The organism is Halobacillus halophilus DSM 2266 (assembly GCF_000284515.1).
Taxonomy (GTDB): Bacteria; Bacillota; Bacilli; order Bacillales; family Halobacillaceae; genus Halobacillus; species Halobacillus halophilus.
Map to the genome: position 1 here is coordinate 1,848,540 of NC_017668.1, position 19,637 is coordinate 1,868,176.

21 protein-coding genes are annotated in these 19,637 nt (G+C 43.0%); 17 read left to right on the forward strand and 4 right to left on the reverse strand.

Translation table 11 applies throughout. The features are described from left to right. Positions 1–72 precede the first annotated feature (72 nt). Positions 73–351, forward strand: a complete 279-nt coding sequence (locus tag HBHAL_RS09085; protein WP_014643091.1) for a YlbG family protein — start codon at positions 73–75, stop codon at positions 349–351. A 32-nt stretch (positions 352–383) separates the two neighbouring features. Here HBHAL_RS09085 and HBHAL_RS09090 read toward each other — a convergent pair whose 3' ends face one another. Then, on the reverse strand, positions 384–773 hold the full coding sequence (locus tag HBHAL_RS09090) for a DUF7147 family protein (RefSeq protein ID WP_014643092.1): 390 nt from the start codon (positions 771–773) through the stop codon (positions 384–386). 436 nt (positions 774–1,209) lie between these two features. Between HBHAL_RS09090 and rsmD the strand changes: the two genes are divergently transcribed. After that, positions 1,210–1,791: a 16S rRNA (guanine(966)-N(2))-methyltransferase RsmD gene (rsmD, locus tag HBHAL_RS09095; protein ID WP_269448429.1), complete on the forward strand. Its 582-nt coding sequence runs from the start codon at positions 1,210–1,212 to the stop codon at positions 1,789–1,791. 12 nt (positions 1,792–1,803) lie between these two features. Further along, positions 1,804–2,283 (forward strand): pantetheine-phosphate adenylyltransferase, encoded by a 480-nt coding sequence (gene coaD, locus HBHAL_RS09100; RefSeq protein WP_014643094.1) that lies wholly within the window; start codon positions 1,804–1,806, stop codon positions 2,281–2,283. 10 nt (positions 2,284–2,293) lie between these two features. Here the strand turns inward: coaD and ylbJ are convergent, their stop codons facing one another. After that, positions 2,294–3,586: a sporulation integral membrane protein YlbJ gene (gene ylbJ, locus HBHAL_RS09105; RefSeq protein ID WP_014643095.1), complete on the reverse strand. Its 1,293-nt coding sequence runs from the start codon at positions 3,584–3,586 to the stop codon at positions 2,294–2,296. Between the two features lie 94 nt (positions 3,587–3,680). Here ylbJ and HBHAL_RS09110 point away from each other — a divergent pair, with 94 nt between their 5' ends. Then, complete coding sequence (locus tag HBHAL_RS09110; RefSeq protein WP_014643096.1) at positions 3,681–4,469, forward strand: patatin-like phospholipase family protein; 789 nt, start codon at positions 3,681–3,683, stop codon at positions 4,467–4,469. Between the two features lie 4 nt (positions 4,470–4,473). After that, positions 4,474–5,496 carry a SepM family pheromone-processing serine protease gene (locus HBHAL_RS09115; protein ID WP_014643097.1) on the forward strand — a complete coding sequence of 341 codons (1,023 nt, stop codon included), beginning with the start codon at positions 4,474–4,476 and terminating at the stop codon, positions 5,494–5,496. A 38-nt stretch (positions 5,497–5,534) separates the two neighbouring features. On the opposite strand, the gene HBHAL_RS09120 is transcribed toward HBHAL_RS09115, so the two are convergent. Continuing rightward, positions 5,535–6,740, reverse strand: a complete 1,206-nt coding sequence (locus tag HBHAL_RS09120) for a nucleotidyltransferase (protein ID WP_014643098.1) — start codon at positions 6,738–6,740, stop codon at positions 5,535–5,537. A gap of 206 nt (positions 6,741–6,946) precedes the next feature. On the opposite strand from HBHAL_RS09120, the gene HBHAL_RS09125 reads away from it, so the two are divergent. The 4 genes from HBHAL_RS09125 to HBHAL_RS09140 all read left to right on the forward strand — a co-directional run bounded on the left by HBHAL_RS09125 (position 6,947) and on the right by HBHAL_RS09140 (position 9,681). Beyond that, entirely contained in the window at positions 6,947–7,468 is a 522-nt protein-coding gene (locus HBHAL_RS09125) for a YceD family protein (RefSeq protein ID WP_014643100.1), read from the forward strand. 47 nt (positions 7,469–7,515) lie between these two features. Beyond that, positions 7,516–7,689, forward strand: coding sequence for a 50S ribosomal protein L32 (gene rpmF, locus HBHAL_RS09130; protein ID WP_014643101.1), 174 nt, complete (start codon positions 7,516–7,518; stop codon positions 7,687–7,689). Between the two features lie 680 nt (positions 7,690–8,369). After that, on the forward strand, positions 8,370–9,143 hold the full coding sequence (locus tag HBHAL_RS09135) for an enoyl-CoA hydratase/isomerase family protein (protein ID WP_223254275.1): 774 nt from the start codon (positions 8,370–8,372) through the stop codon (positions 9,141–9,143). A 61-nt stretch (positions 9,144–9,204) separates the two neighbouring features. Further along, a complete protein-coding gene (locus HBHAL_RS09140) occupies positions 9,205–9,681 on the forward strand; it encodes an RsfA family transcriptional regulator (RefSeq protein WP_014643103.1) in 477 nt (158 codons plus the stop codon). A 128-nt stretch (positions 9,682–9,809) separates the two neighbouring features. Here HBHAL_RS09140 and HBHAL_RS09145 read toward each other — a convergent pair whose 3' ends face one another. After that, positions 9,810–10,295, reverse strand: coding sequence for an N-acetyltransferase (locus tag HBHAL_RS09145; protein ID WP_014643104.1), 486 nt, complete (start codon positions 10,293–10,295; stop codon positions 9,810–9,812). A gap of 158 nt (positions 10,296–10,453) precedes the next feature. Here HBHAL_RS09145 and HBHAL_RS09150 point away from each other — a divergent pair, with 158 nt between their 5' ends. The 8 genes from HBHAL_RS09150 (at position 10,454) to HBHAL_RS09185 (ending at position 19,579) form a co-directional block, all read left to right on the forward strand. Next, positions 10,454–11,338, forward strand: a complete 885-nt coding sequence (locus HBHAL_RS09150) for a 2-dehydropantoate 2-reductase (RefSeq protein WP_014643105.1) — start codon at positions 10,454–10,456, stop codon at positions 11,336–11,338. Further along, the gene (locus HBHAL_RS09155) at positions 11,335–11,715 is read left to right on the forward strand and encodes a DUF3397 domain-containing protein (protein ID WP_014643106.1); all 381 of its coding nucleotides are present in this window, start codon (positions 11,335–11,337) and stop codon (positions 11,713–11,715) included. The genes HBHAL_RS09150 and HBHAL_RS09155 overlap by 4 nt, the downstream gene beginning before the upstream one ends. A 96-nt stretch (positions 11,716–11,811) precedes the next feature. Further along, the gene (gene bshC, locus HBHAL_RS09160) at positions 11,812–13,437 is read left to right on the forward strand and encodes a bacillithiol biosynthesis cysteine-adding enzyme BshC (RefSeq protein WP_014643107.1); all 1,626 of its coding nucleotides are present in this window, start codon (positions 11,812–11,814) and stop codon (positions 13,435–13,437) included. 158 nt (positions 13,438–13,595) lie between these two features. Next, complete coding sequence (gene mraZ, locus HBHAL_RS09165) at positions 13,596–14,027, forward strand: division/cell wall cluster transcriptional repressor MraZ (RefSeq protein WP_014643108.1); 432 nt, start codon at positions 13,596–13,598, stop codon at positions 14,025–14,027. 21 nt (positions 14,028–14,048) lie between these two features. Beyond that, complete coding sequence (gene rsmH, locus HBHAL_RS09170; RefSeq protein ID WP_014643109.1) at positions 14,049–15,029, forward strand: 16S rRNA (cytosine(1402)-N(4))-methyltransferase RsmH; 981 nt, start codon at positions 14,049–14,051, stop codon at positions 15,027–15,029. Continuing rightward, entirely contained in the window at positions 15,026–15,394 is a 369-nt protein-coding gene (gene ftsL, locus HBHAL_RS09175) for a cell division protein FtsL (protein WP_014643110.1), read from the forward strand. The genes rsmH and ftsL overlap by 4 nt, the downstream gene beginning before the upstream one ends. A 27-nt stretch (positions 15,395–15,421) precedes the next feature. Next, positions 15,422–17,563 carry a PASTA domain-containing penicillin-binding protein gene (locus tag HBHAL_RS09180; protein ID WP_014643111.1) on the forward strand — a complete coding sequence of 714 codons (2,142 nt, stop codon included), beginning with the start codon at positions 15,422–15,424 and terminating at the stop codon, positions 17,561–17,563. Positions 17,564–17,656: 93 nt separating this feature from the next. Then, positions 17,657–19,579, forward strand: coding sequence for a stage V sporulation protein D (locus HBHAL_RS09185; RefSeq protein WP_014643112.1), 1,923 nt, complete (start codon positions 17,657–17,659; stop codon positions 19,577–19,579). The last annotated feature ends 58 nt before the right edge of the window (positions 19,580–19,637 follow it).

Sequence of the window (19,637 nt, forward strand, 5' to 3'; positions counted from 1 at the left end):
CAGAGAATAATTGCCGTTCACTTTATCTTTTGGTACACTGACGGTAAATACTACGTAAAGCAGGGTGTCGTCATGATTAAAACGAAACGACAAGGTATTATTGTATATTTTCAACATATGAAAAATGTCAGGCAGATAAAAAAACACGGTCATCTCATTCATGCCTCTAAAAAGTTAAAATATGCGGTTCTATATGTGAATGAAGAAGATTTAGAATTCAAAATGGAAAAATTAGAGCGGTTACCATTTGTTTCCCGTGTTATTCCCTCACATAAACCTGAAATTCAGACGGATTATGAAAACGCAAAACCTGATAAAGCGAAACAATATGACTACAAAATGGGCATATAAAAAAGAGGTCTCCTTCAGGGAGGCCTCTTTTATTATGAGAGTGGAGCGATAAATTTGTTCATTCGTAAAATACCGACTAAATGCTGGTAAAATAATTCAGTTTCCGGAAATAAGCTTGATGGTTTGATTGTGAATTCGGCTACCTCTTTTCCGGCACTTTCAGCCATCTCTTTAAACAAATCAAATCGTCTATTCGGCTGCTCATGAGGGTTTGGTATCCCTTCCCGGCAGATATATATAGGCTGAAACTTATCACCACGGGCCGGCTTCATGACCAGGGATAATGAGGCCAGCGGTTTGCCATTTACTTCGCTGTAGAAAGCGATCGCGTGCTGAATTCTATCTGGCATAAGTGAACCCAGTTCAATTAGTTCATAAATATCTGCATAACCTTCGCCTAGTTCGATGAATTTCTGGATCATATCATTCTACTTCCTTTCCTAAACGCATTCAAGACTACACTAGCAAAAATCAGCAGGCTTGTGAACACTCCATTTATGAGATGGATTCATTTAATAAAAGGAACCTCTTTGAAGGTGGAGAGTTTTTTGGATTGAGAAGAAGTGATAAGTTTCCCTGTCGAATGAAAGCGTAATAAGCAGCCTGATATTTTAATGCAAAAAAAATAGGGCTGTCCATCATAGACAGCCCTTCTTCCTCGAACCCTGAGATTCAAGAAAGTAAAGGGAGAGGAGAAACCGGAGGAAGTACTTATGGGGATGTAAGCCTTCTCCGTTTTCAGAAGCAGTCATCTGCTTCAATTCTAGTATGGACTTGCACTTTTTCTTTTATTCATGAGAAACGGAATTCTTTATTAAAACCTTCAATTTCCTGCAGCCTTCATTTTGTGGTAGGATTATGGGGAATGATGACAAAAGAGGTGTACAAACGATGCGAGTAATAGCGGGTGACTTTAAAGGGCGTCAGTTAAAATCTGTCCCGACTCATCAAACTCGACCAACAACGGATAAAGTAAAGGAAGCGGTTTTTCACAAGATTGGTCCTTTTTTTGATGGAGGTAAAGCTTTAGATCTTTTTGCAGGAAGCGGAGGCCTGGGCATTGAAGCGTTGAGCAGAGGTGTGTCGTCCTGTATATTTGTAGATCAGCAGCAAAAAGCGATCCAGACCATATATGAAAATATCCATACATTGGATTTAACGGACCGTACAGAAGTGTTCAGAACGGATGCCAAACGTGCCATGAAAGCAGCGGGCAAACGAGGGTTAACGTTCGATTACATATTTCTTGACCCTCCCTATAAAAAGTTTTCCTACAAGGAATTAATGGAAGCGCTTTTAGATTATGAATTGCTGGCAGAGCAGGGAGTTATTATTTGTGAACACGATGCGTCTGAAGAAATCCCTGCATCGATAGGTCGATTGGATCAGATGGATTCAGATGTATATGGAAGTAATATAGGTGTGACAATATTTAAGTAAGGAGGGATTACAATGCCCACATTAGCTATTTGTCCAGGCAGTTTTGACCCGGTTACATACGGTCATTTAGATATTATTCAGCGAGGTGCAAAAGTGTTCGACCACGTTATTGTTGCTGTGTTTAATAATCAGAGTAAAGCACCTCTGTTTGACGTGGAGGAACGCTGCGGGCTCCTTAGGGAAGTAACCAAAAACCTGGACAACGTTTCTGTTGATTCCTGCAGTGGTTTATTAATGGATTATGCAGAAGAAAAGAATGCCCAGGCGATCATCCGTGGATTGCGTGCCGTCAGCGATTTCGAATATGAAATGCAGATTACATCGATGAACCGCAAATTAAACGCTGATATTGAGACGTTCTTTATGATGACAAATAACCAATATTCTTTTTTAAGTTCCAGCATCGTAAAAGAGGTAGCCAAATACAGAGCGAGTATTTCAGATTTAGTACCTCCTCCTGTAGAAAAAGCTTTATTTACTAAGTTTGAATAACGAATGACCACTACGAAATATGTTCGTAGTGGTCATTTTCATCTTCATTTGATTCAGTACGTTTGGACTGCCATTTCACAAACATCGTAAACATAATCATGACAATGGTGATCGGCGGCCCGAAATGGTGAAAGAATTCCAAAAGCGGGATGGTAAGCTGTTCGGTCGGGTTCCATATCGGAAGACTGTCGGCCGGCTCAGATGGGGAGTAGACATAAAGGTATAAAAAAGCAATCATCAGGGTCGCAATGGCTCCATGAGTCAGTCTGGAAAGGGCATATGGCTTAAAGCGGATATCCGTTTCTGCTATAATGCTTGCAATTTGAGCCTGGATAGAGAAGCCGTGAAAGCCTAAGATGAAACTTACAAGCATGAGCTGGGCTAGTAAGGATTCATGTGTTTGAGTCACCGCCCCGATTCCGGTAGTCATCTCCAGCATCCCGGCCATAAGCGGTATAGGAAAGCTTTCAGGAAGGCCGATCATATGGAACAAAGGGGATAAGGCGGGCAGGATACCTGTTCGTTTCAGCAGCTCTGTCAGAACGGAAAATAGCATAATAAACCCGCCGACCATCAGAAGGGTGTCAACAGATCGGGACACGGCATCCCCCATTAATTTCCCTATTGATCTACCATCGTCCAAACGAGACTGATGCATAGTGATGAAAGCTTCTCTGAAGGTTGGGTAGGTTTGGTCTCGAATGGGAGATTCTTCTTTTCTCTTGTAAAAACGCATAGCTATACCTACGATGAAGTTGCCTCCATAATGAGCGATAGCAAGAATTACTCCGAGAGAAGCATTATGAAAAAAACCTACAGCTACAGCTCCAAAAAGAAAAAGCGGACTGGATGCATTGGTAAAAGAGATGAGGCGCTCTGCTTCAATTTGAGAGATTTGGCCTTTTTTTCTAAGGTCAGCTGTCCATTTGGCTCCGCTAGGGTAACCACTTGCCATTCCCATGACCCACACAAAGCCGCCGGACCCGGGTACATTGAACAAAGGGCGCATAAATCGTTCGCTCAGGGCTCCCAGACCATGAACCACACCAAATCCAATAAGCAATTCGGCCGTAATAAAGAACGGGAGAAGAGATGGAAAGACCACCTCCCACCACAGATCAAGGCCCCTTAAACTGGCGGTCAAGGCAGCTTTAGGGTATATAATTAAGGACACGGCAAAACCAAGAGTTAAACAGGTCAGCCACATCGTCTTTATTTTGGAAATAAGGAACGCCTCCTCAACGTGCGCGGTTTTCTGTACTTCTAATATCATCCATAGTAGAATGAGGATATATTTGGACATGTAACAGGAAGGCTAGTCTATATTCCATATGTACGCTCATAAGATAACGATTTATTCCATAAAATATAGCAAAGTCTTGAAGGGGGAATAGCAGGTGGGAGGTCCGAAGATCGGTTTGGCGCTAGGTTCGGGAGGAGCACGTGGTTTTTCTCACCTGGGCGTTCTCAAGGTTCTCAAAAGTTACGGAATTCCAATCGATATGATAGCGGGGAGCAGCATGGGAGCTTTAGTAGGCTCTTTTTTTGCGGCTGGACAAAAGATTGAGGATATGTACAAACTCGCTTTTACGTTTAAACGGAAATATTATTTGGATTTCACCGTCCCGAAGATGGGCTTTATTCAGGGACGACGGATTAAAGAGTACATCCGTCTTTTTACTTTTGGAAAGAACATAGAAGATTTCCCTCTTCCTATGGCGATTATTGCGACAGATCTGTACGCCGGGCAAAAGATGATTTTTACAGATGGTCCTGCCAGTGAGGCAGTCCGGGCTAGCATCGCCATTCCCGGGATTTTTGTGCCGGAACGAATCAATGAGCGTTTGTATATTGATGGAGGCGTAATGGACCGTGTCCCCGTTTCTGTTGTGAAACAGATGGGCGCTGACATTGTAATCGCAGTAGATTGCGCTCATTTTGACGCCGATCCCAATATCAATACCATCTATGATGTTATTACGCAAAGTATAGACATCATGCAGGATGAATTAGTGAATGCTATGGGAGTATCAACAGATGCTGATGTTATGATTCGTCCAGATGTATCCAAATATAGCTCCCGCGCTTTTACGAATATTGAAGATATCGTAGCCGCGGGGGAAGCAGCAGCGGAAGACCAGATTAAAAATATCCAAACCAGGCTTGCTGCATGGAAGGAGCCCTAAAAGAATGAAAGCCAATAAGCGCGTACTTATTACTGGAATCATAACCGCAGTGATTATTGCATTTTTAGCGGCATATCGATTACCGTTTTATATTTACAAACCAGGTTCTGCTGACGCTTTGGACCCGATTGTCGAAGTCGTCGATGGATATGATAGTGAAGGTGATATGCATCTGGTAACCGTAAGAGGCGGACAGGCAACACCAATACAGTGGCTGATGGCTAAAATCAGGCCATACAACCAAGTTTATCCGATCGAACAAATCCGTCCAGAGGGTGTATCGGAAGAAGAATACTACCATGCTCAGCTGCAAATGATGGAATCTTCTCAGGAAGCGGCTAAAGTGGTCGCTTATCAGGCGGCAGATAGAGACATAGAAATTAATTTCGAAGGCGTTTTTGTCATGAGTGTTATTCAAGGAATGCCTGCAGAAGAAAAACTGCAATCAGGTGATCAAATTCTGGAAGTTGATGGAAAGAAAATCGAGGAGTCCAGCGACTTAATTAATTATGTCACGGATATGAAAAAAGGATCAAATGTAACATTAACGATCAAAAGAGATGAAGAGACGCTTCAAAAAGACATCGAGCTTGCTCCATTTCCTGACAATCCAGATAAAGTAGGGGTAGGAATTTCCCTTGTAACGGATCGATCCGTCAAGGTTGATCCAGAAGTTAAAGTGAAGAGCGGAGAAATCGGCGGACCCAGCGCTGGCTTAATGTTCTCGCTTGAGATCTATGATCAGTTAACAGAAAACGATGTTACGAAAGGATTTCAAATTGCGGGGACCGGTGAAATTAACTACGAAGGGCAAGTAGGAAGAATCGGCGGTATAGATAAGAAAGTGGTAGCGGCCTCGAATGATGGGGCGGACATCTTTTTTGCTCCGAATGAAGATGGACGTGAAAACTCAAATTATCAAGTAGCCAAACGGACCGCAGAGGACATTGAGACAGAAATGAAGGTAGTTCCCGTGGATACGTTCCAAGAGGCTCTAACCTATCTAAAGGACCTTGAACCAGCCTGATACGAAAGAAGCAGCCTCCTGAGAAGGCTGCTTCTTTTTTAATGTTGAACGGGGGCACCGTACTCCGCTTTGATCATAGCGTTTCTTACAGAAGCTTCTAAAACACTGTAGTATGCGATTGCAGCTCTCTCTTCAATATCCAGCATAAGATGATTCATTTGCTGTGGCTGAGTGAGTAAAGGGATTCTCATCTGTTTCTTAGTCGAACGCAAATAATCTTTCCCGGTGTCACTCATAGCTAATACGCGTACATAAGGTGGAGGCTGGTTCAGCAGCAATTGAGCATCCTGCTTTTCAGTGCCTGTCAAAATATGCACGAGCGTGCGCTGCAATCTTGTCCACGTATAACGTTTCGTCTTTAATTTTTCCATAAACTGCTGAAAATTCTCAGATTCTTTAATGATTCGTTGAAGCCGGTGTTCAAGCCCTTCATCGACTCCTTGGATAGAACGAAGATCTTTTGGTTTCAAAGTTAAGATTTTGTGCTGCAGTAAGGAGAAATATTGATTCCATTCATGCCACATGCCCTTGTTTTCCTTATATAAAAGCAGCTGGTCCCGAGTGGCTTCTGGTATAGAGTCCTGAACAAGGAGGTTCATGCCGTCAGCTAAGAGTTCTTTTCTTATACTGGTGGCACTTGCAATATTTCCCTCAATCGTTTCGTCATGGTAATGATTTTTTTCTCTTTTAATGGTAAGAGGACGAATCTGATTATTGTAGGCGAGGATTTGTTTTACGTAGCTGTAGCCCAGAATATTGTTGGGCTGAGCCAGATCAATACTATTCGTTGGCAACTCAACAGCCTGGTAACCAAAACGAGAGGCTTCAGGAAAGGAGTACCCCTGATTTAAATGTTTCCTTACGGTTTCATCATAAAGCCCCGCATGTTGGTCCAAATGATCGTGAGCGCTTAGAAAAGCCTGTATATCACCACTTTCACTGCCGAAACAGATAGATTCCACCCCAATTTCAGAAAGAGCCTGCACGGCTCCCTGACTGAAATAGTCACTGTGCTCAACAGCATATATGTAGGGAAGCTCCAGTACGAGATCAGCACCAGATTTTAAGGCTGCTTCAGCCCGGTGCCATTTATCAATGATGGCAGGTTCCCCACGCTGCAGGAAGTTTCCACTCATGATGGCAATCATACAATCAGCTTCTGCAGTTTCTTTCGAACGTTCCAGGTGATAAAGATGACCATTATGAAAAGGATTGTATTCCACGATAACCCCGCATGCTTTCAAATGAGTTCCTCCTTCAAAATAAAGTAGATTTAAACATGTATTGAATTTATTTTATCATGAAGAGGAAGAAAATTCGCATACAAAGGGTAAAATATGTTATCTTAATGAAACCATTGAGAAATGGGTAGCATTTGCTGTAAAGAAAAAATATTGACAAATGACGTAAATCCTTTTACAATAACTCTTGTTGCCATGAGGTGATAACTATGAAATTTCCTCTCCAGAAACTTAAACAAGCAGGTGACGAACCGTTTGTTTTTGAAGAAGAGGTAGATATTCGCGAATTAGAAGAAATGAAAAATGACATTCGCAGGATTTTCCCTGTCCATGTCAAAGGTCAAGCCGTCACACACGGAAATGATATTACGGTGACTTTTTCAATTGATGGAGAAATGGTTTTACCTTGTGCCCGGACATTAGTCGATGTGACTTATCCGTTTAAAATTGATGCACTGGAAGCCTTCAATCTTTCTCCTTATCATGAGGAAGAAGATGATTCCGAAGTTCATCCAGTGCAGGGAGAAGTGCTTGACTTGACGCCTTATATCAAGGAAAATGTACAGTTGGAGATTCCAACTAGAGTATTTTCCAATGATAATGAGGCTCAGGATGCAGCCCCCCAGGAAGGGAAAGGCTGGCTAGTAGTTACTGAGGAACCAGAGGAAAACAAAGTGGATCCTCGAATGGCTAAACTGCAATCATTATTAGATGAAAAAGAAGACGAATAAGAAAATCGTTTCGGTTTTCTAATCGTAAATAAAAGGAGGTGTAGAACATGGCAGTACCTAAGCGCAGAACGTCTAAAAAAGTCAAAAATCAACGCCGTACTCACAAAAAACTTCACGCACCAAAAATGCACAAGTGTGAAAATTGCGGTGAGTTCACTAAGCCACACCATGTTTGCAAATCTTGTGGACAATACAACGGAAAACAAGTAGTTAACAACTAAATCCTTGTTGGAGAAAGAGTCTGAACATAAGTCAGGCTCTTTTTTTTATGTTCAGATCTTTTAAACGTTGCAACTTTTTTCATGATCGGCTTATTACACAATCTGGCCGGATAGTTGAAGACTCAGTTTCGAGATACTTTTATGACAAGAAAGGTCCTGCGGGGGATGATTCGCTTTCCGCGGGCATGTGCTGAGCCTCTTCAGTCTTCGACTTCCGGGGTCTCACCGATCATGTTTATCCCGCAGGAGTCTTCATCATCCCCCTCCGGACCTGGCCAAATCAGAAGCTCGAAACCACTTCAACCATCACCTGCATAATGAAGTATTAGACCATGTAGTTAGGATATAACGACCCACACAGCCCGTCATGAAAGCGTTTCATACAGATTACGGAGGAGAACCAATCTCTTCTGGAAGGGTCCGTTCGCAACATTATAGTTGGGGTGGTGGGGAAATGATGAGACTCCCATGGGAGAAGGGACTAGGTGAGATCCCGCAGGGAGTGAAACGAGCGAGGAAGCTCACTGTTCCCCCATAGGAAAGCGATTTATTTCCCCACCAGCCCTTGTCCATCTAACGTAAAGGACTCATTTATCTCGAAACTGAGTCTTCAAGTAATGGGAGCTTTTCTGGATGATCTTCACTGAGGAGTTTTTGTGTTAAATTAATGAATAGAGGTGATGGAGATGGAACAGGTCCGGCTGGACATTAAAGAGGAAAACTATGCAGTACTCACGCTTCAAAGATCTGCAAAAATGAATGCGGTTACTCGACAGATGACTAGAGAGCTGAAGGAAGCGTTGAATCAGGTAAGTTCGGAGCATACGCTGAAATTTTTGGTCATTACTGGGGAAGGGGAGCGTGCTTTTTGCACAGGGGGCGATTTAAACGAATTTCACGGTGATATGTCAGCAGATGAAGCTTATAATCTGCTACGCCCCATGATGGAGGTACTCCATCAGCTCGCTACATTGCCTATACCCGTGATCGCTCTATTGAACGGTCAAGCTAGAGGAGGAGGCTGTGAAATTGCTACGGCCTGTGATTTCCGTTATGGACGTAAAGAATCTAAGTTCGGCTTCGTTCAGGGCAACCTCGGGATCACTCCTGGATGGGGCGGAGGGGCCCTTCTATACCAGCGTCTAACTTCAGGAAATGCCGCTCACTGGCTGATGGATGCGGAAATGTATGAAGCAGAGAGAACGCTTCATATAGGCTGGCTGCATAAAATATCTTCTTTGGAAGATATAAAAGGATTAAAAGATATTCAGCCTTTTTTAAATAAAACGGCGGCTCAAATGCGTGTATTTAAAAAACAGCTGCTCAAAGAAAGCTTTCCAGAGGATCTTTATGAGCGGATGGAAGAAGAGGTACGGCTCTGTTCAGAGTTATGGGAAACAGAGGAACACAAACTAGCGGTGGAAAAGTTTATGAGCACAAGAAAAAATTTATGAATACTATTCTATCAACCATCCTTTCTGCATAACTATAAACAAACAATAGAGGAGGGATGGTATGGATGCCCCTAGACAAGACGCCTGGAAGGAAGAAGAAGATGTACTTCTGGCTAACACGGTTCTTAAGTACATCCGGGAAGGAAAAACACAGCTTGAAGCCTTTCAGGAAGTCGCTGAACATTTGAATAGAACGCCCGCAGCCTGTGGGTTTAGATGGAATGCGACCGTACGAAAAGATTACTACGAAGAAATTCAAGAGGCGAAACAAAACCGCAAAGAAAAGCGCACGATTTATACAAGTATACCTTCAGCTGAAGATTCACCACTATCGATTGATGCTGCAATATCCTTCTTAAAAGAAATGAAAGTAAAACAGTATGACGAAAAAGGGAAACAGAAGCTTGAATATGAGTTAAAACAGCTGAGTGAAGACAATCAGAAGCTCAGACACCAGTTGAAACAGTGGGAAGCGGCTTGGAATGAAATGGATAAACTCGTTCATTGGGTCAAACAACATCAGAAGACTCCTATGTAAACGAACAAAGCTATTTTATTGTATTCTCATTAACTGATAGGCCCGACTGGCGGGTTTTCCCGCTGTAAAGTCCGGATAAGGAAAAGGCCCCTACACGTCATGTAGCGGCCTTGTTTGTGTTTATATTATTAAGCGTTTGCATTTCTTTCCTCGACACCTGTAGGCATCCAGATGAGTGGATTTTCACCTAAGTCACGCTCCACATCATAATTCGCCTTTTGAAAGCCCATTTTTTCCCAAAAACCGTGGGAATTAATACGGGGATTCGTTTTTATAGGGAGCTCGAAGCTTTTCGCAAACTCGACCAGGTCTTTTCCAAAGCCCATGTCCCGGTAGTCAGGAAGGACTTCAAGTTTCCACAGCTCGAGATAGTCCTGAGGAGGAACGAAATACTTATCGTATTTGGCGCGAACACGGTATAAGCTCATGCGAGCCACTAAAGCGCTTCCATAATAGACGCCAAAAAAAGGCGATTCGCTGTCATTCTCTACAATGTTGCTCTCCAGATCTTCAAGCATAGCAAGCTCCTGGTTGCCATATTCTTTGAAACGTTTGAATTCTTCTAGTGTTTTATAATTGACCAGTAAAGGTTTTACTTTCGTGGAAGTCATCATGAAGATTCCCCTTTCAATTTATCTTTATCTTCCTTTATTATAATATAAAAATTTTCAGAATGAAATGAACAATTAGTGGACTGACAATTATCGACTGCTATTGTACATAAGAGTCTGCTACAATAATAAAAAATATCGAGCGAAGTGAGGGAAGATCGATGGATATAGGAATCATTGGGGGAGGTGCCATAGGGCTGCTAACGGCTGCCTATTTGGGCAGGAACCACGAAGTTCATCTGTATGTAAGGAGAGAAATGCAGAGAAATGATATAGAAAGAGAAGGCGTACATTGTGATGGTTTGGGGGAATCTACTCGGGTGCGAGCACATACCATTGAAGAGGGTGTAAAGAATCATAATCTGTTAATCATTGCAGTTAAGCAAAAAGATATTGATCCGTTATTAGACATGAACTTGCCTTCAGATGTTCCATGCCTTTTTTTACAAAATGGGATGGGCCACCTGGAGCGAATAAAAGAACTTCGGAATTTATGCTGGCTTGGGGTGGTTGAACACGGCGCACTGAAAGTAGGGGGCACGCGTGTAAAGCATACGGGAAAAGGAAAAATGAATCTGGCCGCCCTGCCTTTTCAGGAAGCTGGTCTTCAACAGATGATAAAAGCGTTGCATACCGAAGAGTTCCCGATTTCTTTTAGAGAAGATTATGAGGAAATGCTTGCTTCGAAATTGCTGATTAACTCTGTAATCAATCCTCTAACAGGCCTGTTTCAGGTTAGAAATGGAGCTGTTTGTACAAATCATTATATTAGATCCCTGGCCTGGCGTTTGTGCCAGGAAGCCTGTATGGTATTAGGGCGCAGCGTGGACCAGGAATGGGAGCGTGTATTATTGATCGCAGAACTCACGTCTGAAAATAAATCTTCTATGCTCATGGACTTAGAAGACGGGAGAAAAACTGAAATTGAAGCCATAAATGAGTATTTGATAAAACGAAGCGCTCATCCTTTGCCGAACCACCAATTTGTAGTGGATGCCGTGCACGCCATTGAAGTTCGAAATGAGGGGAGACAAACGAACAGATGATGGAATTCCTGGTTTTCTCATTGGCTGCGATCCTCACCTTGCCAGTTCCGGTACTGTTGATTTTCTATGTGTTTGCCAGGAAATTCAAGCGTCACAAGTGGAAAGCTATTCATCAGACCGCTAATTTCACCGCGCCCATTTTCATCTTATCTGTGCACGTCCTTTTGCTCGTTATATTTGAACAGAATTTTTTTGCTTTTATTATGATTTTTCTACTAATTCTTTTGGGCCTTTCCCTAATTGTCCAGTATCGAAAGGATCATGATGTTCAGCTCAAACGGGCTTTCAAGGGCTTTTGGAGAGTCAGCTTCTTAGTTTTTACCCTTTTCTATTTAGGGCTGACTGTTTATGGTCTGGTCGATCGATTATTGGGATAAGAAACAGATTAGATGAACTCCCTGAATCTTTTTTGTACAATACTAAGAGGATACATACTACAAAGAATATTTGCCCGACAAAGGAGTAGTTCATAAATGCGTATCGATCCTATTCAATTAAAGCCGAAACAGAGACTGTTTCATGATTATAAATATAACTTCGAAAACGTAAAAGATAAATTCTCATATGAGCCCGGAGATCCGGAAGCCTGGGAGAAGAGGCTGCAGTTCTTGCAAGGCCAAACCTACCAGCGCAGCAATCTTTCGGAGGTTTTAAAAGAAATGAATGAGCGGTGGGGGGCACCGGAAAGTACATTGGACAATATTGAAAGGCTGAAAGATGAAAACGCAACCGTCGTCATAGCGGGACAACAGGCGGGGCTGCTTACAGGTCCATTGTACACGGTTCATAAAATCATCTCTGTTCTTCAGCTGGCTAAAAAGAAGGAAGCGGAACTAGGTAAGCCTGTTCTCCCGGTTTTCTGGATTGCCGGAGAGGATCATGATTTTGATGAGATTAACCACATTATGGTTAATAGTCATGGGAGAATGAAAAAGATGGCGATCTCCCAGGAGCCGGACCGGAAAGCTTCCGTCTCAGATATTAAAATTGACCAGAGAGCTGGAGAAGAATGGCTGAAGCAAATATTCAGTGAGATAGATGAGACCGAATACACGGGTGATTTTTATCAACAGACTCTGCGCTTATTGGAGCAGTCGGAGAGCTATAGTGATTTCTTTGCTCAACTGGTTTATCTCCTTTTTCCAGATGAAGGTCTGGTAGTGATGGATGCTCATCGTCCGGAAGTACGTAAGCTTGAGTCTGCTTACTTTACTTCAATGATTAAGCATAATGCCGAAATCGCTCATCGTGTTTTTTCATCCATTCAGTTAAATGCCCAGGAAGGATACGAGACGGTGTTAGAAAGTGAAGCAGAAGATGCTCATTTGTTCTACCATCATGAGGGAGAGCGTGTTCTTCTCACTCGTGAGAAAGATGGGAGCTTCAGGGGCAAACAGAATGAATTCCTGTTATCAGAACAGGAATTATTAGAGATAGCAGAACACCACCCTGAGTGTTTAAGCAATAATGTAGTGTCAAGACCGCTCATGCAGGATTTCTTATTTCCTGTACTCGCGTTTATAGGTGGACCAGGCGAGATTAATTACTGGTCTGTACTTAAACCTGGCTTTGAAGCCGTCGGTCTTCAAATGCCTCCGGTACTTCCTCGTTTATCCTTTACATTGGTAGACCGTAAGGCCGAGCAGGAGTTGAAACACTTCCACGTAGAACCTCAGGAAGCTGTACAATTTGGCACCGGCGAAAAGAAAATGAGGTGGATTGCGTCCAAGAGTGCCCCGCCTATTCCTCAGCTTAGTGCTCAGGTGAAAGAGGAAATTGAGCGTATTCATAAGCCTCTTAGAGAAAAATCAGCGGAACTGGGACCGGATCTTGAAGGTCTTGCAGATAAAAATCTTCATTACATTTACCAGCATGTTGATTATTTAGAAAAGCGGATGGCTAAAACTTTGGAAGAGAAATACGAAAAAGAAGTGACCCAGTTTAATGAGTTGGATTTACTTCTCCACCCTGCAGGCGGTCTTCAAGAACGGATGTGGAGTATCCTCCCGTGGGTGAATCAGCAGGGAACGGACGTTTTCCAGCGACTAAATCAGCATTTGTTAACGTTTGATCAGGATCATTATGTGGTGTACGTGTAAAAACCCTCCACCTTTCTCCACCTCATAAAAAAATCGTTAATCCCTTTAAAATCTTGCCTTTTCAGGCAGGATTTTTTTTGTAGGTGCAGAAAAATTAAAAGTATGTGGAGAAAAGTGGGGCGATGTGGTAAGGTGAAGACAGAAGGTGGGGAACCAACATGTTCATGGGTGAATTCCAGCATAACATTGATACGAAAGGGCGGATCATAGTCCCGTCCAAATTTCGTGAAGATCTTGGGGAAACGTTTGTCCTTACTCGAGGTTTAGATCAATGCTTATTTGCTTATCCTATGAACGAGTGGAAGCTCCTTGAAGAGAAGCTTAAGAAACTCCCCCTCACCAAAAAAGATGCCCGCGCTTTCACTAGGTTTTTCTTTTCAGGTGCCGTCGAATGTGAGGTAGACAAGCAGGGAAGAATCAATATTCCTCCACCACTTCGGAAATATGCTTCACTTGAGAAAGAATGTGTTGTTATTGGCGTATCCAACCGTATTGAGTTCTGGAGCCATGAACAATGGGAAACGTATTTTGAGGCATCGGAAGAATCGTTCTCTGAAATTGCGGAGAATATGCTTAATTTTGATATTTGAAGATAAGAAACGAGTGAGCACATGTTTGAACACTACAGCGTATTAAAAGAAGAAACTATAAAGCACTTAAACATTCATCCTGACGGTACATATGTCGACTGTACGCTTGGCGGTGGAGGACACTCAGAAGTGATTGCCTCCATGTTAAGCGAGAAGGGCCGTTTAATTTCATTCGATCAGGATGAAGCAGCCCTGGAAGCGGCTCGTGAACGTTTAGATGAATACTCGGATCGAGTGATTTTTGTGCATGCAAACTTCAGAGAATTAGAGAGTGAACTGGAAGAATTAGGTTACACCGAAGTCGATGGGATTTTATACGACCTTGGTGTATCGAGTCCTCAATTAGACGTTGAGGAACGTGGATTCAGCTATCATCAAGATGCACCTTTAGATATGCGTATGAATCAGTCTAATGAACTAAGTGCCAAAGAAGTCGTGAATGAGTGGCCGTATGAGCGTCTCGTAAGAATTTTCTTTAAGTATGGAGAAGAGAAATTTTCTAAACAAATTGCCAGAAAAATTGAAGCCGCACGAGCTGAGAAAATGATTGAAACAACAGGTGAACTTGTCGAACTAATTAAAGAGGGAATCCCTGCACCCGCCAGGCGTAAGGGCGGGCATCCGGCGAAGAGGATATTTCAGGCAATTCGTATTGCCGTAAATGACGAACTGGGTGCTTTTCAGGATAGTCTGCATCAGGCTGCCCGAGTGTGTGCCGTGAATGGACGGATTGCCGTGATTACCTTCCATTCTTTAGAAGACCGCTTATGTAAGCAAGCTTTTAAAAAATGGAGTTCTAATCCGCCTCTGCCCAAAAATATCCCCGTTATCCCTGAAGATAAACAGCCGCCATTTGAGATGGTTACACGTAAACCGATTGTTGCGGAAAGTGAAGAATTGGAAGAAAACCGTCGTTCACGCTCAGCAAAATTAAGAGTTGTAGAGAAGATTAAACCTTGGAATTCAGAGTTTCAATTTGAAGAAGGGTGGAAGCAAACATGAGTGTAGAGAAAATAAGAAAAGAGGAGCAGCCTTTTCATCAGCCTGAGAGACAGAAACAGGTTAAAAAAGTAAAGCTGCGCAAAAAGCAATGGATCAGTACAGGGGAAAAGATGCTTTATTCGGCAGCCACAACATTATTTCTCGCAGCCTCTGTATTTCTTGTGCAATTTTCGGCGTCCACGGATGAGCTGAATCGTGATATTCGAAGCTTGGAACAGGATATTTCTAAACAGGAAACTCAAAATGAGAACCTGGCTTTTCAAGTGAAAGAACTGAGCAACCCGGACCGTATTCTTCAGATCGCCAAAGAGAATGGACTGGACATCCAAAATGCGCAAGTTAAACAAGCGGCTAATATCGAGTGATAAAATCTTAAAACTGGTGATGTATATATGAAAAACCCAAACACACATAGGGGTGCAGCTCTGCTCATCCTTGTGTTTTCTTTTGTATTTCTGATTATTGTCGGCCGGTTCCTTTATATTGAAACTACAGCGACTGTAGAAGGTGTAGACCTAAAAGAATGGGCGGAGGAGATCAGGACAAGTTCTTACAAGATTGATGCCGACCGCGGTAAAATCTATGATAAGAATGGAATGGTGCTGGCTTATGATCGCCCTATGTATCGCTTACAGGCGATTGTAGACCCGGACTATTCGGCCAATCTTGAAAATCCCAAACACGTAACGGATCCTGAAAAAGTGGCTTCAAATCTTGCTCCTTTACTTGGACTCAAGAAAAGTGAAATGATTGAAACCATTAAGAATGGTCAGGAGAATGATCGCTTCCAAGTAGAGTTTGGCGCTAATGGACGGGAAATCTCTCAAGAAGAAATGGAAGAGATTAAAGATTTAAACTTGAATGGTATCACGTTTCAGGAAGAAGCTAAGCGCTATTATCCTAACGGGGTTTTCGCCTCCCATCTCATTGGGTTTGCCCGGTCACAAGATGGCGATATCAAAGGAATTACAGGAATAGAAAAGCAAATGCAGAAGTATTTGAAAGAAGAAGAAGGAAAAATAAGCTATGAACGTGATAAATACGGAACTAAACTGCTGGATCCGAATCAGGTGATGAAAGAGCCGGATGACGGAGAAAATGTTTACCTGACGATTGACCAGAAGATCCAGACCTTTCTGGAAGATGCTATGTCTCAAGTAGATGAACAATACAGTCCGGAGAAGATCATGGCCGGTGTTATGGATCCAGATACAGGTCAGATCTTAGCCATGAGTAATCGTCCGAGTTATAACCCTAATGACCTTGGGGAGGTAGAGAACTGGTACAATGATTTGATAGCTTATCCTTTCGAACCAGGCTCCACTATGAAAATGTTCACATGGGCATCAGCCATCGAAGAAGGTGTTTATGATGGTGATGAACTGTATAAATCCGGCAGGTATCAAGTGACGGAGAATTCAAGTACTATTGGCGATCATAACAATGGAGAGGGCTGGGGGATGATTTCTTTTAACGAAGGATTTCAGCGATCCTCTAACGTTGCTGCATCCATCCTTGCTTATGAGAAATTAGGACCCGATATGTTTAAGAAATATCTCTCTGATTTTCATCTCAATCAACAGTCTGGAATTGATTTACCTGGAGAGAAAACAGGTTCATTCGTTTTTGATAAGCCAATTGAGCAAATTACGACCGCGTTTGGTCAAGGCTCAACGGTTGCACCGATCCAGCTTATGACAGCTGCTACATCCATTGCAAATGATGGCAAAATGATGAAACCTTATATTCTTTCAAAAATTTCCTCAAGTAAGGACGGGGAAGTGATCAAAGAGCGCTCCCCTGAAGTTATTGGAGAGCCTATTTCAAAATCAACAGCCTCTCAGGTGAGAGATTTAATGGGGCAGGTAGTCACTTCGGAAAATGGAACCGGTCAGAAATTTAAACTTGATGATTTTTCCCTTGCGGGTAAGACCGGAACCGCACAGATTAGTAAACCAGGAGGCGGCTATATGACCGGAAGAGAGAACTACACGTTTTCTTTCATGGGCATGGCTCCGAAAGATGATCCTGAACTATTAATGTATGTGGCCGTCCAGCAGCCTAATTTGGATAATACCGAGTATGGCTCAGATCCTGTATCTCACATTGTGAAAACGGTCATGGAAAACAGCCTCCATTATCTCGATATTAAACCAGATGAGGAGAGTCAAACCAAAGTCTCTCAAGTAAAACTTCCTGATGTCACCGATCTTTCTGTGGAGAAAGCGACCAGCCGATTAAAAGAAAACTTCAATCGGGTGGAAGTGATTGGTCAAGGCAGTGAGGTAGAGAGAATATTACCTGAACCAGGCGCTGAGGTATTAAAGAACCAGAGAATAATGGTTATAACCGATCAACCAACGATGCCTGACCTGACAGGCTATTCTTTGAGAGATGTCCACCGTCTTGCCGAGTATTTTGGCTTTAATATAGAAACGATGGGTAATGGGTACGTAACCAAGCAGAGTATAGCTCCAGGTTCAGAGATTAAAGAAGAAGGTTATCTGGTGGTGGAACTAGCACCGCCAGAATGATAGGAAGACCATTCCAGGCAGTGTTCTAATCGCTTCTACAATGCATATAGTGATACAAGCTGACTCTACCGACTTTCAAAAGGAGTTATGTGGATGAGAAGAGTATCACAAGTCATTGTTAAGAAGCGGTTGATCACTGTTTTTCTTGTGGGAATGGTTATTTTTGGTGTCATTATTGGAAGGCTCGGGTACGTGCAATTTGTACTCAGTGATTTTCTGATCGCCAAAGCAGAAGAGTCATGGAGCCGTGATATCACGTTTGAACCAGAAAGAGGCAACATTGTGGATACAAATGGGGAAGTGCTTGTCGGTAATCAGTCGGCTCCAACCGTTATGGTTGTACCAAGACAGGTAAAGGATCCTGAAACCACGGCTAAGAATTTAGCTCAAATTCTTGAGATGAGTGTGGAGAAAGCGTACACCCACGTTACGAAACAAATATCTATTGAAAAAATCCACCCAGAAGGACGCAAAATTTCTGAAGATAAAGCAGAAGCTATCCAATCCCTTGGTATGCCTGGTGTCTACATCGCAGAAGATTCGGAGCGATACTACCCTCATGGTTCGTTTCTTTCCCATGTTCTTGGCTTCAGCGGCATTGATAATCAGGGACTGCTTGGTCTTGAAGCCTACTATGATGATGAACTTAAAGGTGAAAAGGGAGCCCTTTCTTTCTTCTCCGATGCTAAGGGGAAACGAATGCCTGACATGGCCGATATCTACAACCCCCCGGTGGACGGAAAAGATCTTCAGCTTACGATTGATTATAAAGTGCAGGCCATTATTGAAAGAGAGCTGGATATTGCCCAAAGCAAGTACAATCCAGATGGAGCGGTCGCTTTAGCGGTGGATCCTGATACTGGGAAAGTAGTAGCTATGGCCTCGCGTCCGAATTTTAATCCAGCAAATTATCAGGAAGTTGAACCAATGGTTTATAATCGCAACTTGCCGGTTTGGAGTACGTACGAGCCGGGTTCTACTTTTAAGATTATTACGCTCGCAGCGGCGCTTGAAGAAAATCTGGTCGATCTTCACGAGGAACATTTTCACGATTCAGGTGCTGTGAAGGTAGATGGAGCCACATTACACTGCTGGAAGCGGGGAGGACACGGGGATCAGACGTTTCTGGAAGTTGTTCAAAACTCTTGTAACCCAGGGTTTGTGCAATTGGGCCAGCGCTTAGGAAAAGATAAACTTTTTGAATATATTGACCGGTTCGGTTTCGGTGAAAAGACCGGTATAGACTTGGAAGGGGAAGGCAAAGGAATATTGTTTAAGCCTGAAAATGTTGGTCCTGTAGAACAGGCAACGACAGCGTTTGGACAAGGAGTTTCTGTTACCCCTATTCAACAGGTAATGGCCGTAGCTGCAGCTGTGAATGGAGGATATTATTACGAGCCTTATATTCAGGAAGCCTGGCTTGATCCAGTCACAGGAGAAGCGGAAGAAAAGAATGAGCCGAAAGTAAAGGATCGCGTAATCTCAGAAGAAACATCCGCACAAATCCGTAAGGCACTGGAAAGCGTGGTGGCTAAAGGAACAGGTCGCGGAGCTTACGTCGAAGGGTATCGCGTAGGTGGTAAGACGGGTACCGCTCAGAAAGTTGGACCTGACGGAAGGTATATGGAAAACAACCATATCGTTTCTTTCATTGGCTTTGCGCCTGCAGATGATCCTGAATTAGTGGTTTATCTCGCCATCGATAACCCGAAGGATACCGTCCAGTTTGGCGGCGTGGTCGCGGCTCCGATCGTTGGGAATATCATGGAAGACAGCCTGAGGGCCTTAGAGGTGAAACCGCGTAAAGATGGGCTGGAAAAAGAATACACATGGCCTGATGAGCCATTGGTTGAAGTTCCGAATGTTACGGGACTTGAGAAGAAAGAGCTCAATCAGCTGCTCACCAACTTAAAAATCGAGGCAAGTGGAAAAGGAGATAAAGTGATTACCCAGGCTCCTGAAGCTGGAGTGAAGGTGCCAAGCGGATCCAAGGTCCGGGTTTATATGGGGAATTAGAAATCGTCTGTTGCATTTTGTTTCAACTTGGTGAACGAACCGTAACGATAAACCGTTC

What these genes read in the sequence shown, in the direction of transcription:
- HBHAL_RS09145 (WP_014643104.1), bottom strand. Translation starts at nt 10,295, where the DNA reads ATGATGACTTCCACGAAAGTAAAACCTTTACTGGTCAATTATAAAACA.
- HBHAL_RS09150 (WP_014643105.1), top strand. Translation starts at nt 10,454, where the DNA reads ATGGATATAGGAATCATTGGGGGAGGTGCCATAGGGCTGCTAACGGCT.
- HBHAL_RS09185 (WP_014643112.1), top strand. Translation starts at nt 17,657, where the DNA reads ATGAGAAGAGTATCACAAGTCATTGTTAAGAAGCGGTTGATCACTGTT.
- rsmH (WP_014643109.1), top strand. Translation starts at nt 14,049, where the DNA reads ATGTTTGAACACTACAGCGTATTAAAAGAAGAAACTATAAAGCACTTA.
- coaD (WP_014643094.1), top strand. Translation starts at nt 1,804, where the DNA reads ATGCCCACATTAGCTATTTGTCCAGGCAGTTTTGACCCGGTTACATAC.
- HBHAL_RS09085 (WP_014643091.1), top strand. Translation starts at nt 73, where the DNA reads ATGATTAAAACGAAACGACAAGGTATTATTGTATATTTTCAACATATG.
- HBHAL_RS09135 (WP_223254275.1), top strand. Translation starts at nt 8,370, where the DNA reads ATGGAGATGGAACAGGTCCGGCTGGACATTAAAGAGGAAAACTATGCA.
- HBHAL_RS09090 (WP_014643092.1), bottom strand. Translation starts at nt 773, where the DNA reads ATGATCCAGAAATTCATCGAACTAGGCGAAGGTTATGCAGATATTTAT.
- rsmD (WP_269448429.1), top strand. Translation starts at nt 1,210, where the DNA reads ATGGGGAATGATGACAAAAGAGGTGTACAAACGATGCGAGTAATAGCG.
- HBHAL_RS09140 (WP_014643103.1), top strand. Translation starts at nt 9,205, where the DNA reads ATGGATGCCCCTAGACAAGACGCCTGGAAGGAAGAAGAAGATGTACTT.
- HBHAL_RS09115 (WP_014643097.1), top strand. Translation starts at nt 4,474, where the DNA reads ATGAAAGCCAATAAGCGCGTACTTATTACTGGAATCATAACCGCAGTG.
- ftsL (WP_014643110.1), top strand. Translation starts at nt 15,026, where the DNA reads ATGAGTGTAGAGAAAATAAGAAAAGAGGAGCAGCCTTTTCATCAGCCT.
- HBHAL_RS09125 (WP_014643100.1), top strand. Translation starts at nt 6,947, where the DNA reads ATGAAATTTCCTCTCCAGAAACTTAAACAAGCAGGTGACGAACCGTTT.
- HBHAL_RS09180 (WP_014643111.1), top strand. Translation starts at nt 15,422, where the DNA reads ATGAAAAACCCAAACACACATAGGGGTGCAGCTCTGCTCATCCTTGTG.
- rpmF (WP_014643101.1), top strand. Translation starts at nt 7,516, where the DNA reads ATGGCAGTACCTAAGCGCAGAACGTCTAAAAAAGTCAAAAATCAACGC.
- ylbJ (WP_014643095.1), bottom strand. Translation starts at nt 3,586, where the DNA reads ATGTCCAAATATATCCTCATTCTACTATGGATGATATTAGAAGTACAG.
- HBHAL_RS09155 (WP_014643106.1), top strand. Translation starts at nt 11,335, where the DNA reads ATGATGGAATTCCTGGTTTTCTCATTGGCTGCGATCCTCACCTTGCCA.
- mraZ (WP_014643108.1), top strand. Translation starts at nt 13,596, where the DNA reads ATGTTCATGGGTGAATTCCAGCATAACATTGATACGAAAGGGCGGATC.
- bshC (WP_014643107.1), top strand. Translation starts at nt 11,812, where the DNA reads ATGCGTATCGATCCTATTCAATTAAAGCCGAAACAGAGACTGTTTCAT.